Annotated in this window: 13 protein-coding genes and 1 tRNA gene; 7 read left to right on the top strand and 7 right to left on the bottom strand. The window is 63.7% G+C overall.

Going from position 1 to position 13,055, the window contains the following annotated elements:
• Nucleotides 1–51: 51 nt before the first annotated feature.
• Complete coding sequence (locus H290_RS0109930) at nt 52–681, top strand: putative glycolipid-binding domain-containing protein (RefSeq protein WP_020106647.1); 630 nt, start codon at nt 52–54, stop codon at nt 679–681.
• Here the strand turns inward: H290_RS0109930 and H290_RS0109935 are convergent.
• Nucleotides 678–1,637: a prephenate dehydrogenase gene (locus H290_RS0109935; protein ID WP_028463011.1), complete on the bottom strand. Its 960-nt coding sequence runs from the start codon at nt 1,635–1,637 to the stop codon at nt 678–680. The genes H290_RS0109930 and H290_RS0109935 overlap by 4 nt on opposite strands.
• Before the next feature lie 94 nt (nt 1,638–1,731).
• Between H290_RS0109935 and H290_RS0109940 the strand changes: the two genes are divergently transcribed.
• From H290_RS0109940 to H290_RS0109960, 5 genes are all read left to right on the top strand, one after another.
• Nucleotides 1,732–2,241 (top strand): tRNA adenosine deaminase-associated protein, encoded by a 510-nt coding sequence (locus tag H290_RS0109940; RefSeq protein WP_020106649.1) that lies wholly within the window; start codon nt 1,732–1,734, stop codon nt 2,239–2,241.
• A 14-nt stretch (nt 2,242–2,255) separates the two neighbouring features.
• Nucleotides 2,256–2,714, top strand: coding sequence for a nucleoside deaminase (locus H290_RS0109945; protein WP_020106650.1), 459 nt, complete (start codon nt 2,256–2,258; stop codon nt 2,712–2,714).
• A gap of 216 nt (nt 2,715–2,930) precedes the next feature.
• The gene (locus tag H290_RS0109950; RefSeq protein ID WP_020106651.1) at nt 2,931–3,140 is read left to right on the top strand and encodes a CsbD family protein; all 210 of its coding nucleotides are present in this window, start codon (nt 2,931–2,933) and stop codon (nt 3,138–3,140) included.
• A gap of 80 nt (nt 3,141–3,220) precedes the next feature.
• Nucleotides 3,221–3,311: transfer RNA gene (locus H290_RS0109955), tRNA-Ser, on the top strand.
• 157 nt (nt 3,312–3,468) lie between these two features.
• On the top strand, nt 3,469–3,948 hold the full coding sequence (locus tag H290_RS0109960) for a hypothetical protein (protein ID WP_020106652.1): 480 nt from the start codon (nt 3,469–3,471) through the stop codon (nt 3,946–3,948).
• Between the two features lie 372 nt (nt 3,949–4,320).
• Here the strand turns inward: H290_RS0109960 and H290_RS0109970 are convergent, their stop codons facing one another.
• Nucleotides 4,321–4,800, bottom strand: a complete 480-nt coding sequence (locus H290_RS0109970) for a carboxymuconolactone decarboxylase family protein (protein WP_020106654.1) — start codon at nt 4,798–4,800, stop codon at nt 4,321–4,323.
• Nucleotides 4,801–5,110: 310 nt separating this feature from the next.
• Between H290_RS0109970 and H290_RS0109975 the strand changes: the two genes are divergently transcribed.
• Nucleotides 5,111–6,781, top strand: coding sequence for an alpha/beta fold hydrolase (locus tag H290_RS0109975; RefSeq protein ID WP_020106655.1), 1,671 nt, complete (start codon nt 5,111–5,113; stop codon nt 6,779–6,781).
• Nucleotides 6,782–6,896: 115 nt separating this feature from the next.
• Here H290_RS0109975 and nuoN read toward each other — a convergent pair whose 3' ends face one another.
• Genes nuoN through H290_RS28255 form a run of 5 tightly spaced genes read right to left on the bottom strand, consistent with a single transcriptional unit; the run spans nt 6,897 to nt 13,002 of the window.
• A complete protein-coding gene (gene nuoN, locus H290_RS0109980; RefSeq protein WP_020106656.1) occupies nt 6,897–8,492 on the bottom strand; it encodes an NADH-quinone oxidoreductase subunit NuoN in 1,596 nt (531 codons plus the stop codon).
• Complete coding sequence (locus tag H290_RS0109985) at nt 8,489–10,057, bottom strand: NADH-quinone oxidoreductase subunit M (RefSeq protein ID WP_020106657.1); 1,569 nt, start codon at nt 10,055–10,057, stop codon at nt 8,489–8,491. The genes nuoN and H290_RS0109985 overlap by 4 nt, the downstream gene beginning before the upstream one ends.
• Complete coding sequence (nuoL, locus tag H290_RS0109990) at nt 10,054–11,937, bottom strand: NADH-quinone oxidoreductase subunit L (RefSeq protein ID WP_020106658.1); 1,884 nt, start codon at nt 11,935–11,937, stop codon at nt 10,054–10,056. The genes H290_RS0109985 and nuoL overlap by 4 nt, the downstream gene beginning before the upstream one ends.
• Before the next feature lie 7 nt (nt 11,938–11,944).
• Complete coding sequence (gene nuoK, locus H290_RS0109995; protein ID WP_020106659.1) at nt 11,945–12,244, bottom strand: NADH-quinone oxidoreductase subunit NuoK; 300 nt, start codon at nt 12,242–12,244, stop codon at nt 11,945–11,947.
• Complete coding sequence (locus H290_RS28255) at nt 12,241–13,002, bottom strand: NADH-quinone oxidoreductase subunit J (protein ID WP_051121948.1); 762 nt, start codon at nt 13,000–13,002, stop codon at nt 12,241–12,243. Before H290_RS28255 ends, nuoK begins: the two co-directional genes overlap by 4 nt.
• Nucleotides 13,003–13,055 lie beyond the last annotated feature (53 nt).

Here is a 13,055-nt window from a genome sequence, read left to right on the forward strand (position 1 = left end):
CCTTAAACCCCGGTTGGGTCGATAACTGATAACCGGTTCGCCTACCGTGGAGTGGTGAGTTCCCCAGACGTGTCCCAAGTGCCCGCTCAGCCTGCGCCCGCCGCGGGCGACAACGGCGACTTCAAAGCCATGATGACCTGGCGTGGCATCGGCGCCGAACGTCTGGAACAGGTTCGGGTGACAGTGACCGGCCACCGGATCAAGGCATATGGCCGGATCATCGCCGCTGCCACCGCCGACCACGAGGCATTCAGTGCGTCGTACGACCTGATCACCACCGACACCGGCCTCACCAAGCGGCTGTCGCTGCACCTGGTGCGGGCCAGTGGCGACACCCAGATCTCCATCACGCGCGACGGGCAGGACGTGTGGCTGGTCCAGACCGCCCGCGGTATGCAGCGCAGCGACTTCGGTGGCGCCCAGGATGTCGACCTGGCACTGAGCCCATTCCTGAACGCACTGCCGATCCGCCGGCTCGGCCTGCAGGACCCGTCCGCGAAGCCGGTGGTTGTTCCGGCGGCGTACCTGTACCTGCCGTCCGGTGAGTTCGCGGCGGAGTCGTTGCAGTACACCCCCGGCAAGTCCGGTCTCAGCATCGTCGGGCCGGTGGCTTCGACCACCATCACCGTCGACCAGAACGGATTCGTCCGCGATTACCCCGGTCTGGCCGAGCGGATCTAGCCAGTCCAGACGGCCCCGTCGCGGGCCGCATTGCGCAGGTCGGCCTCCCAGCCGGGTGCGCCGATGGTCACCGCCACCGGTGGCCCGTCGACACCGTTGACCTTTTCGTAGTGCATTCGGGCCCGGTACCCGTCGGCCACCAACGTCTCGACGGTGCCCTGATCACGCAGCTGATCGCGGGCGTATGTCAGTCGATCGATGGTTTCGCTGAGCGCGATCAGCAGCGCCGTCGAGTTCGCTTCGAGCATCGCGCGCTGTGCGGTCGGGGAGGTCCCGGCCACGCGGGTGCCGTCCCGGAATGAACCGGCCGCCAGGCGCAGCGCCAATTCGCCCTCACCCGCGCCGACCACGGCGGTGACCGCTGCCGTCAGGTGCGGCAGATGCGAGATCCCGGCGACTGCCCGGTCGTGTTCGTCGGATGCTGCCGCGACCACACGCGATCCGACATCGAGCGCGAGCTGCGCGACCATCTGCCAGACCTGCGGATCTGCGCCGTCGTCGGTCCCGACGACCCACACCGCGCCGGAGAACAGGTCGGGGTCGGTGGCCGGCCAGCCGGACTCGGACGTACCGGCCATCGGGTGCCCACCCACATAGCGATGGCTCAGCCCGTGAGCGTGTGCCGCATCGGCAACCGGCTGCTTCACGCTGACCACATCGGTCAGGGGGCAGTCGGGGGCGTGCTGGGCGACCATCGCGACGAGCCCATCGATCGTCGGGGCCGGTGTCGCCAACACGATCAGCGCAGACGTATCCGCGGCCCGGCGGAGCGTCGCGACGAGGTCCGCGGAGGCGTCGTAGCCGTCGGCGAGTGCGGCGTCCACCGTCTCCTGGGACCGGTTGTATCCGAACGCGGTACGGCCGGCTGCCACCGCTGCGCGGAGCAGGGAACCGCCGATCAGACCGAGACCCAGAACGCAGATAGATGGCTGCTGTGTCGGAGCGCTGTGTGTCACCAGTTCAGATTCGCATATCGCCGCTTCCGGCAATGCCGGGTGGCGGTTGTCAATAGAGTTGGGTTTACCGGTTCCGCCCGCTACCGTGACCGCTATGGCTGGTGCGCGCGCGGATGAAGTAGACGGCTTTGCCATTGCGGTCGTCCGGGAGGACGGCAAGTGGATCCTCACCGCGTTGGACAGCAACTCCCTCGGTGAACTGCGGGAGACCGAAAACCTCTTGCGTGGCTTGCGTAGCGCCGGTGCGGTGTTCGGGCTCCTCGATGTGGACGACGAGTTCTTCATCGTCGTACGTCCGTCACCGTCGGGGACAAAGCTGTTCATCTCTGATGCCACCGCCGCCATCGACTACGACATCGCGGCCGATGTGCTCGAGGTTCTCAACGTCGACATCCCCGATATCGACCCCGACGAGCTTGCCGACGTCGAGCCCTGGGAGGAAGGCGATCTCGCGATCCTCTCCGACCTCGGTCTGCCCGACTCGGTGATGAGTGTGATCGTCGGCGATACCGATCTCTACGCGGACGAACAGATCGGGATGATCGCAGCGCGTCTGGGTTTTGCCGACGAGTTGTCGAATACGCTTGAGCGCCTGGGCCATTAGACCTCTGGGCTCACATGAATGCCGATGAGCAGCTGATCGAGGCCGCGCTCGCCGCAGCCGCCCAGGCCGATCCCCGGGATGTACCGGTGGGTGCGGTGATCGTTGATCCGCAGGGCCGGGTGATCGCCGCCGCCGCCAATGCCCGTGAGGCCACATCCGATCCGACGGCTCACGCGGAGGTTCTCGCGATCCGGCAGGCCGTCGCGGTGCTGGGCGACGGCTGGCGGCTGACCGGCTGCACCATCGCCGTCACCCTCGAGCCGTGCACGATGTGCGCCGGCGCCATCACCCTGGCCCGGCTGGACCGGCTCGTGTTCGGGGCCTGGGAGCCCAAGACGGGCGCTGTGGGATCGCTCTGGGACGTCGTCCGCGATCGCCGCAACACCCACCGGCCCCAGGTCCGGGGCGGCGTCCTCGAGGACCGATGCGCCGCGGTGCTGCGCGACTTCTTCGCCGGCCACCGACCTTCCTGACCGGGTTCCGGGACGCGCTCCACTCGTTTTGCACCGCCCGGGCCGCGCGCCCACCTCTTTCGCACCGTCCGCACGAAATTGTCGATGGACGGTGCGAAAACGGGTGGGTCTGTCACTTGCCGCGAACCGGGAGTGGTTTAGGACTGGCGATCGGCTGGGTATGCGAGGTGTGTACCGAATTGCGGTCATCTGAACGAACCTTCAGGAGGAATTGTCATGGGTGTTTCCGACAACGCCAAGAACAAGGCAGAAGATCTCAAGGGACGCGGCAAGGAGGCTGCAGGAAGCCTGTCCGGCGACGACAAGCTCAAGCACGAGGGTCAAGGCGACCAGGCCAGCGCGAGCACCAAGCAGAAGGTCACCGACGCAGCCGACGCCGTCAAGCGCAAGACCGACGAAGTCAAGGACAAGCTGACCGGTCACTGACATTCGGGCGGAAAACGGCCAAAAGCGGCTCTGACCAGCCGATTGTAGTCCTGGGCCACCGCTGCGGTAATGTCTTCCGCGGTGGCGTGTCCGAGCGGCCGAAGGTGCAGCACTCGAAATGCTGTGTACGGTAACCCCGTACCGAGGGTTCAAATCCCTCCGCCACCGCCATCAAAATCCCCTCACCATCAGGTGGGGGGATTTTTGGTCTCTCGACATCTGAGATCCGGCGAACAGTGGTATGCGACGATGACCGGATGCTCCCGGCAGCAGGTTCAAATCCATCGCCGAACTGTGAGATTTCTGCGGTCCTCGAATTGGAGAAGAAGTGTCAATCGTTCTGAAGGACGTCACTGACGTCATCGACAACTACAGCGGGCTGTCGCGTAAAACTCTGGAATACGGCTTGGTCACGAAATCGATTGTCGCAGGTGCAGCCAAGGAACCCGGATTCTCGGTCGACAGCTGGGCGCCGCTGGCCGATCTGATCGCCGTTGACGACTTCGTGCGGGTCGGCAACTTCAAAGAGGTCATGAACTGGACAGATTATGTGGGCTTCCTGACTGCCTGGGCTGCGAACGCCGATTGGGACTGCTCGTTCAAGCGGGTCACCGAGGTCGGAAACATCGTGTTTCTCGAGTTGGAGGAGCGCAGCACGGTCGGGGAGTTCAAGAGCGTGGTCAATTCCTTGACGGTCTACGAATACGACGACAACGCGAAGATCCGGCACCTTGATGTGTACCTGCAGATGCCATTGCCCGAAGGAGACATGTTCGGCAGCTATGACGGGGTGGAGATCTCGGGGTGAAATTGCGATTCCGGGGCCGGCCAGTACACTAGTGCTCTGCATCACAGGGATGACAACGGGTGGACTGAATCACAGCGTGATTCGGCAGTCCACCGGAGCTCGGTCGTCTGATGATGCCTCGAACGCATAGGAGCCTGGTCGCAGTGGATGAACGTTTGTACCTCTCGAAGCCACCCGTGATGTCTTCGTCGTCGGCGAGGGCCGGCCAGACAAGGCTCCATGCCATCGTGTCGTCGCAGAAGAACAGGTGGACGATCAAGTTGAGGAGCTCGGACTTTCGATCGATCGTCGGGCTTCCCTGGGTGATCTGAACGACCCGCGCACGTTTCTGGCGTGTCGACACATCGTCGCGCTGGTCAGCGGGTAGGCGGGTCAGTGGTTCGGTAGTACGCAGGCGGTATCGAGTCCGAGGACGCGATTGAGCCGGCCGAACGCCAGCCATGAACCCAGGCACATACTCAGCTCGACAATTTCGCGCTGCTCGTAGGCGGCACTCATCCGCGACCAGAAATCGTCGTCGAGGCCGTGATGGTCCACCGCGTACCGTTCGGCGTACTCCGCGGCCAGGCGAGTGCGGACGTCGAAGGCCTCGGTGGTGCGCCAATTCTCGACCGCATCAGCGAACGTCGGCTCGACCTTTTCGCCGTCCCGCTCGGTGCGCCAGTCCTGGCAGAAAATGCAGCCGTTGATCTGCGCGATCCGGAGCCGCGCCGCCTCGAACTCTCGAAGGCCCAGCGTGGAATCCGAATAGACCTTCATCGAGAAATTGGCTGCGGCTCCACCGATCACCGGCACCATCTCGCCCCACACGTAGGTGATCGGGTCTTTGCCCTCGGGTACGTCGATTCTCATGTCGGTGTCTTCCTGTTCAGTTTGCCGAACGCCGGTGTGAGTGGAACTTCGACTGCGTCGGACAGACCAGGGCCGCCCGCGGAGCTACCCGATAGATATCACCAATCTGCCTACCGCCGTGTTCGTTTCCAGCGGCGGCTCTGCCGGCAAACCAACGATGCCACGTCGCAGGGCTTGATGGCCAGTGCTCCACTTTGTATGTCTGACGCCTCGGAGATCACACTCATGTGAACAAGGTAGCGTTTTCATCAAATTGTTGCGTAAATCACTAGTGCGGAATAGCTTTCATGTAAGAGTGAGGAGCGTGGACATGGTGGCTGACCAAGATTTGAAAAACCATTCTGCGGCGGCAGTCGGCGCGACGGAGGTCGTCTCGGTACCAACGCTCGGCGGTCTGATCGACGGCGTGGCGGCAACGCTTTCGCTGGGTCCGATCGCCCGAACCAGTGCCTCATTCGCGGTCGAGGCCGCGAAGATTGTTGCCGGAAAGTCTGAGATAGCCCCTGCCAGAGGTGATCTGCGGTTCAAGGACCGGGCATGGACAGAGAATCCGATCTACTCGCGGGTCGCTAAGCTCTACCTCGCCGGATGTAAGGCCACTGATTCCATGGTCGAAGCGGTCGCTTCGAACGCGAGTGACGAGCGTGCCGAGCGGACCCGATTCGTCATGAACGTCGTGACGAGTGCCGTCGCACCGACGAACACCCTGCTGGGGAATCCGGCCGCGATCAAGAGAACCTTCGACACCGGCGGAGTAAACCTGGTGCGTGGTTTCAAGAATCTTGCCGGGGACGTGCGCCACAACGGCGGTATGCCGTCGATGGCCAAGCGTGGCGCGCTCAAGGTCGGCGAGGATCTCGCTCTCACGCCGGGAAGTGTCGTCGACAAAGACGACGTCGCCGAGGTGATTCACTACTGGCCGACGACTGACACCGTGCTCGAGCGACCCACGCTCATCGTGCCGCCGCCAATCGGGCGCTACTACTTCCTGGATCTGCGGCCGGGCCGCTCGTTCGTCGAGTACGGAGTCTCCCGTGGCATGCAGACCTTCATCATCTCCTGGCGAAACCCCTCGTCGGACCAGTCGGAATGGTCGGTCGACACCTATGCACAGCGGATCCTCGACGCCATCGCGACTGTCCGCGAGGTCAGCGGCGCCGATGAGGTGAATGTGATCGGATTCTGCGCGGGCGGCATCCTCAACACCGCCGTGCTCAACAAGTTGGCAGCGACAGGTGATTCGTCGGTGGGTTCTGTTTCGTACGCCGTGACCCTGTTGGACTTCGGCCAGTCGGCCCCGATCAGCGCGTTCTCGTCGGCTCGGTTGATCGACTTCGCACGTTGGCGGGCCAAGCAGGTGGGAGTGACCAGTGCGCGCGCCATGGGAAGTGCCTTCACGTGGATGCGGCCGAACGACTTGGTCTGGAACTACTGGGTCAACAACTATCTGATGGGCGAGGATCCACCGGTGTTCGACATCCTGGCCTGGAACGCGGACGGCACCAATCTTCCCGGAGCTCTGCACCGTCAGTTCCTGGACATCTTCCGCCACAACCCGATTCCGACGCCCGGTGGTTGGACGGCGGTTGGCTTGCCGGTGGATCTGCGCACGATCAAGATCCCGGCGTATGTCGTCGGAGCTGTGAACGATCACCTCACGCCGTGGAAGGGGACCTTTCGGACCGCTGAGCTGCTCGGCGGGGACAATACCTACGTGTTGTCCAATGCCGGGCACATAGCTTCGCTCGTCAATCCGCCGGGAAATCCCAAGGCCTCCTACTTCGTCGGGTCCATGGATTCGGGTGGCCCAGACGAATGGCTCGAGGGTGCCACGAAGAAAGCCGGGTCGTGGTGGGAGAACTGGGCCGACTGGGTGACCGAACGGGCCGGTCGACGTGTGGAGGCGCCGACGTCGCTCGGTTCAGCTCAGCACCCGCCCCAGTGTGCGGCGCCAGGGACGTACGTTCGTCAGGCAAACTAGATCCGAACTGGTTCCACCGGCGTCCGGGCGTCAGTCTGTTGAAGGGCAACAAGGCGTGACGCGCATAGTCCCCGAAACCTGTTGGGTGACTGCGAAAGCGACTCGATGTCCGACCTCAGCGAACGAACACCGCGGCACCGTCGGCAAGATCGAGCAGCGGCTGCGGGAAGATGCCGATCAGAATGGTCGCTGCGGCGGTGATCCCGATGGTGACGGAGGTGGCGAGGTTGGGCATCACCACCCGCGGGGCGTCGGCGTCGGGTTCGGTGAAGAACATCACCACGATCACCCGGATGTAGAACACCACCGCGATTGCGCTGCTTAGGACACCGACGATCACCAGGGGTACGGCGCCGCCGGACGCCGCGGCCTGGAATACCGCGAACTTGCTGACAAACCCACTGGTCAAGGGGATTCCGGCGAAGGCCAAGAGGAACAACGCGAAAACCGCTGCCACCGTTGGTGACCGACGTCCGAGGCCGGCCCACCGCGCCATCGCGGTCACCTCGCCCGAATCGTCGCGGACGAGCGTCAGCACGGCGAACGCTCCCACCGTGCTGAAACCGTAGGCCACCAGGTAGAACATGGTCGACGACAGACCATCTCGGCTGACGGCGATCACACCGGTCAGAATGAATCCGGCGTGCGCGACGGAGGAATACGCCAGCATCCGTTTCATGTCGGTCTGGGTGATCGCAACAACTGAACCGACGATCATCGTCGCGATTGCGACCACCGACATCACCGGGCGCCAATCGTCTTTCAGTCCCGGCAGCGCGACATAGAAAACGCGCAGGACGGCGCCGAACGCCGCGATCTTGGTGGCCGACGCCATGAACGCGGTGATCGGGGTGGGCGCACCCTGGTAGACGTCGGGGATCCAGTAGTGAAACGGCACCGCGCCGATCTTGAACAGAAGTCCTACCGAGACCAGTCCGGCACCGATCAATGCGAAGGTCCGATCACCGGACTCTGCGGTGATCGCGGCAGCGATCTCGTCGAGCTGAACAGATCCCGCATACCCGTAGAGAAAAGCGGCGCCGAACAGGAAGAAGGCCGACGAAAATGCCCCCAGCAGAAAGTATTTGAGTGCCGCCTCCTGCGACAACAGGCGACGCCTGCGGGCCAGGCCGCAGAGCATGTACAACGGCAAAGACAACACTTCGAGTGCGATGAACATCGTCAGCAGATCGTCCGATGCGGGGAACAGCAGCATCCCGCCCACGGCGAACATCACCAGTGGAAAGACCTCGGTCTGGATGACCCCGGCCCGGGTTGCGGTCTGCTCGTTCTCGCTGCCGGGTACGGTCGCGGCCGCAGATGTGAACGCGTCCAGAACGTTTCGTCCGCCCGGGGCGGTCGAACCCACCGCGACATCGGCTGCGACACCGACGGATGTCCGTTGCGCGATGAGCGGGATCGCCAACGCCGACACCACGAGGATGGTGCCCTGCAGCAGCAGGGCGGGCCCGTCGACAGCAACCGCACCCACAGCGGCGGATACGCGGGTACCGGCAAGTGCCACAACAGCTATGAAGGCGGCGGCCAGACCACCGATACTCAACACCAACTGCCCGCCGTAGCGGTACCGGGTCGGTGCGAATGCCTCGACCAGCACTCCGGCCACCGCCACCCCGAAAACGATCAGCATCGGGGAGAGCTGGGCGTATTCGATGGACGGTGCCGGCAGCACGTCTACAGCAGAGTTCATCGTGGTCCTCCTCCGTCGGGTTCGGCGACGGCAGGCGTCGGGTCCGGTTCATGGATGACGGTCAAGGTGTGGCCGACAGCCGGATCGATCACATCCAGGATCGGTTTGGGGTAGATCCCGAGGACCAGGAGCAGAGCGATCAACGGTGTCACGACCATGAGCTCGCGGCGCCCCAGGTCGCCGATCTGTTCATTGCCTTTCGTGACCGGTCCGGTCATGATCCGCTGGAACATCCACAACACGTAGAGGGCCGCCAGGACCAGCGCGATCGTCGCGCAGATCGCGGCCACCGGGTAGCGGCTGTAAGTGCCGATCAGAACCAGGAATTCACTGACAAACGGTCCCAGGCCCGGCAGCGAGAGGGTGGCGAGTCCGGCGACGAGGAAAGTGCCGGCCATGATCGGCGCAACCTTCTGGACGCCGCCGTAGTCGGCGATGTTGCGGGTGCCGCGCCGGGTCACCAGGAATCCGGCGATGAGCATGAGTGCGGCGGTGGCGATGCCGTGGTTCACCATGTACAGCGTCGATCCGGCTTGGCCCTGGCTGGTCAGTGCAAAGATGCCGAGGATGATGAAGCCGAAGTGCGAGATCGAGGTATAGGCGATGAGCCGCATCATGTCGGTCTGCCCGATCGCGAGGATCGCGCCGTACACGATGCCCACCACGGCGAGGATGATGATCAGCGGCGTGAAATACCTTGTGGCGTCTGGGAACAACTGCACACAGTAGCGCAGCATCGCGAACGTCCCGACCTTGTCGACCACCGCCATCATGAGTACTGCGCCGGCGGGTGTGGCCTGGACGGCGGCATCGGGCAACCAGGTGTGCAACGGCCACAACGGCGCCTTCACCGCAAAGGCGAACATGAACCCGAGGAACAGGGCCTTGGCCACGGTGGGATCGATGTCGAGTGATCCGGACGAGATCGCTTCAACGATCACGCGGAAGTCGAAGGTGCCACTTCCGTGGTCGGTGGTCACCACGTACAGGCCGATCACCGCCGCCAGCATCACCAGACCGCCGGCGAGGTTGTAGAGCAAGAACTTCATCGCCGCGCGGGTCCGCTCTCCGGCATCACGCGGACCGCCGAACCCGGCGATGAGGAAGTACATCGGGATCAGCATGGCTTCGAAGAAGATGTAGAAGAGCAGGATGTCGAGTGCGGTGAACGAGATCATCACCATTGCCTCGACGAGCAGCATCAGGGCCACGTAGCGGTGCGCGGCCCGTCGGCGATCCGCGTCGGCGTCATTCCATCCGGCGATCAGCAGGAGCGGCAACAACACCGCGGTCAGTATCACCAGGGCGAGCGCGATCCCGTCGATGCCGAGTGCGTATCTGGCACCGAAAGCCGGTATCCACGACTTGGATTCGACGAACTGGAACTGCTCTCCACCGGTGTCGAAGCCGATCGCGAGGCCGATCGAGATGGCGAGGACCACCGCCGAGGTACCCAGCGCGATCCACTTGACGTGCTGGCGCATCCGGGGTGGCAGTGTGAGGATGATCGCGGCCCCGACGGCGGGCACCGCCCACAGAAGGGTCAGCCAGGGAACGTCGCTCACCGCACACTCACCACCATCATCATCGCGATCAGCAGGGCGGCACCGGCGAACACGGACAGTGCATACGAGCGGACGAACCCGGTCTGCAGCCGGCGCGTGCCTGCCGAGACCGCCGCGACCGCCGCGACAACACCGCGGACAACGCCGTCCACGCCTTTGGTGTCGACCACACCGAGTGTGCTGGTGAGCTTTTGGCCGGGACGCATGAACGCGGCCTCGTTGAGCGCATCACCATAGAGATCCTGACGGGCCGCCTCGGTCAGCGGCGATACGTCGTCGGGGGCGACCTCGGGAATGGTGCGTCCGGCGTACTGGCGGTAGGCGATACCCACACCGATGAGCACTATTGCCAGGGTGCTGACGATGAGCACCCACTCGGGTACGGCGAGGTGCTCATGCTCTTCACCGACAACGGGTTCCAGCCAATCCTGAAGCGCGCTCCCGAGAACCAGTAGACCACCGGCAAACACCGACCCGAGCGCGAGCACGATCATCGGTGCCGTCATCAGGGACGGTGATTCATGCGGATGGGTGTCGTCTTTCCATCGCTTCTCGCCGAAGAACGTCAAGAGCATCACGCGTGTCATGTAGTACCCGGTGATCCCGGCGCCGAGGATGGCGATGCTGCCGAGAATGATGCCCTTGGCCCCGCCTGCCGCCCAGGCGGTTTCGATGATCTTGTCCTTGGAGAAGAATCCGGAGAACGGCGGAATGCCGATGATCGCAAGGTATCCCAGCCCAAAGGTGACATACGTGATCGGCATCAGCTTGCGCAGGCCGCCGAATCTGCGCATGTCGGTCTCGTCGTTCATGCCGTGCATCACCGAACCGGCCCCGAGGAAGAGACCGGCCTTGAAGAAGCCGTGGGTGATCAGGTGCAGGATGGCAAACGCGTACCCCGCCGGACCCAGGCCCGCGGCGAGCACCATGTAACCGATCTGGCTCATCGTCGAGGCGGCCAGCGCCTTCTTGATGTCGTCTTTCGCGCAGCCGATGACGGCGCCGAACAGCAAGGTCACCGCACCGACGATCACCACGCCCAGTTGGGCATTCGGTGCCAGATTGAAGATCGGGCCGGACCGGGTGATGAGGTAGACACCGGCGGTGACCATGGTGGCCGCGTGGATCAGCGCGGAGACCGGGGTCGGACCTTCCATGGCGTCACCGAGCCACGACTGCAACGGAACCTGGGCCGATTTGCCGCAGGCCGCGAGCAGCAGCACCAGACCCAGTGCCGTGAGCGTGCCTTCACCGGCCTCGCCGGCTCCGCCGAAGACCTCAGAGAATCCGACCGAACCGAACGTCGCGAACATGATCATCATGCCGATCGCCAGGCCCATGTCACCGACCCGGTTGACCACGAAGGCCTTCTTCGCGGCGGCGGCCGCGGTGGGACGTTCGTGCCAGAAACCGATCAGCAGGTACGACGCCAGACCGACACCCTCCCAGCCCAGGTACAGGCCGAGGTAGTTGTCGGCGAGCACCAGCAGCAGCATGGCCGCCAGAAAGAGGTTGAGGTACGCGAAGAATCGGCGTCGTCCAGGATCCGATGACATGTAGCTGACGGAGTAGATGTGGATCAGTGACCCGACTCCGGTGATGAGGAGCACGAAGCACATGGAGAGCTGGTCGAGTTGCAAACCGAAGTCGACCTGTAGCTCGCCGACCGGCACCCAGGTGAACAGTGTCTGATCCATCGAGCGATCGTCGGCGGACTTGCCGAGCATGTCGAAGAACAGGACCACGCCGAATGCGAACGAGGCCAGTGCCATGACGCAGCCGAGCAGATGTCCCCACTTGTCGCTGCGCCGGCCACCCAGCAGCAGAACCGCGGCTCCGGCGAGGGGGAGAGCCGGCAGAATCCAGATGAGTTTGTCCATGGCGTGATCAGAGTTTCAGCAGATCGGCGGCGTCGACCGAGGTCGAGCGACGGGTGCGGAAGATCATCATGATGATCGCCAGGCCGACAACGACTTCGGCGGCAGCAACCACCATGGTGAAGAAGGCGATCACCTGGCCGTCGAGGTTGCCGTGCATCCGGGCGAAGGTGACGAACGCGAGGTTGCAGGCGTTGAGCATCAACTCGACGCACATGAACACCACCACCGCATTGCGCCGCACCAGGACGCCGCCGGCTCCGATGGTGAACAGGAGCACCGAAATATAGAGGTAGTTCTCGGGATTCATGAGCGACGCTCCGTTCGGCGCATTCCGGGACCGGGTGCCGTCGGGTCGCGAGGGACGAGGACGTCGCTGATGGACAGGTCGGAGTAGGAGCCGTCGGGTAGCAGTGCAGGCATGTCGACCGCGTTGTGGCGGGCGTAGACACCGGGATTGGGGAGCGGTGTGGTGCGGTCACCATCACGGAATCGCTGGATCGACATCTCCCGCTGGGAGCTCTTGGGGCCGAGGCGTTCCCGGTGGGCCAGGACCATGGCACCGAGTGTGGCGGTGATCAGCAGTGCGCCGGTCAATTCGAATGCCCAGAGGTAGCGGATGAAGATGATCTCCGCCAATCCTTCGACGTTGCCACCGGCGTTGGCCTCCTCGACTCCCACAAACGCCGTGACGGAGGCGCTGCCCACACCGGCGATGAGGAGGATCCCGAATCCGAGTCCGGCGATGATCGCGCCGAGGCGTTGTCCCCGAAGGGTTTCGACGAGTGAATCCGACGAATCGACACCTACCAGCATGAGGACGAACAGAAAGAGCATCATCACCGCGCCCGTGTACACCACCACCTGCGCGACGCCGAGGAACAGTGCGCCCTGCGCGATGTAGAAGACGGCCAGGATGATCATCGTCATCGCCAGGAAGACTGCCGAGTACACGGCTTTTGCCGAACACACCACTCCGAGCGCACCCAGCACGGCGATCGTGCCGAGGATCCAGAACTGCACTGCTTCAGTCGTTGACGTCTGAGTCAGCGGCTCAGCGGCGAGTATCGGTGCGGACAACAGACTGTTCACTGGCGGATCTCCTTCAGGTCTCGTCGTCG

The organism is Nocardia sp. 348MFTsu5.1 (assembly GCF_000383535.1).
GTDB lineage: Bacteria > Actinomycetota > Actinomycetes > Mycobacteriales > Mycobacteriaceae > Williamsia > Williamsia faeni.

Coding starts and splice junctions, on each gene's coding strand:
- H290_RS0109940 (WP_020106649.1), top strand. CDS start 1,732: ATGGCTGGTGCGCGCGCGGATGAAGTAGACGGCTTTGCCATTGCGGTC.
- H290_RS0109945 (WP_020106650.1), top strand. CDS start 2,256: ATGAATGCCGATGAGCAGCTGATCGAGGCCGCGCTCGCCGCAGCCGCC.
- H290_RS0109950 (WP_020106651.1), top strand. CDS start 2,931: ATGGGTGTTTCCGACAACGCCAAGAACAAGGCAGAAGATCTCAAGGGA.
- H290_RS0109970 (WP_020106654.1), bottom strand. CDS start 4,800: ATGAGAATCGACGTACCCGAGGGCAAAGACCCGATCACCTACGTGTGG.
- H290_RS0109975 (WP_020106655.1), top strand. CDS start 5,111: ATGGTGGCTGACCAAGATTTGAAAAACCATTCTGCGGCGGCAGTCGGC.
- nuoN (WP_020106656.1), bottom strand. CDS start 8,492: ATGAACTCTGCTGTAGACGTGCTGCCGGCACCGTCCATCGAATACGCC.
- nuoL (WP_020106658.1), bottom strand. CDS start 11,937: ATGGACAAACTCATCTGGATTCTGCCGGCTCTCCCCCTCGCCGGAGCC.
- nuoK (WP_020106659.1), bottom strand. CDS start 12,244: ATGAATCCCGAGAACTACCTCTATATTTCGGTGCTCCTGTTCACCATC.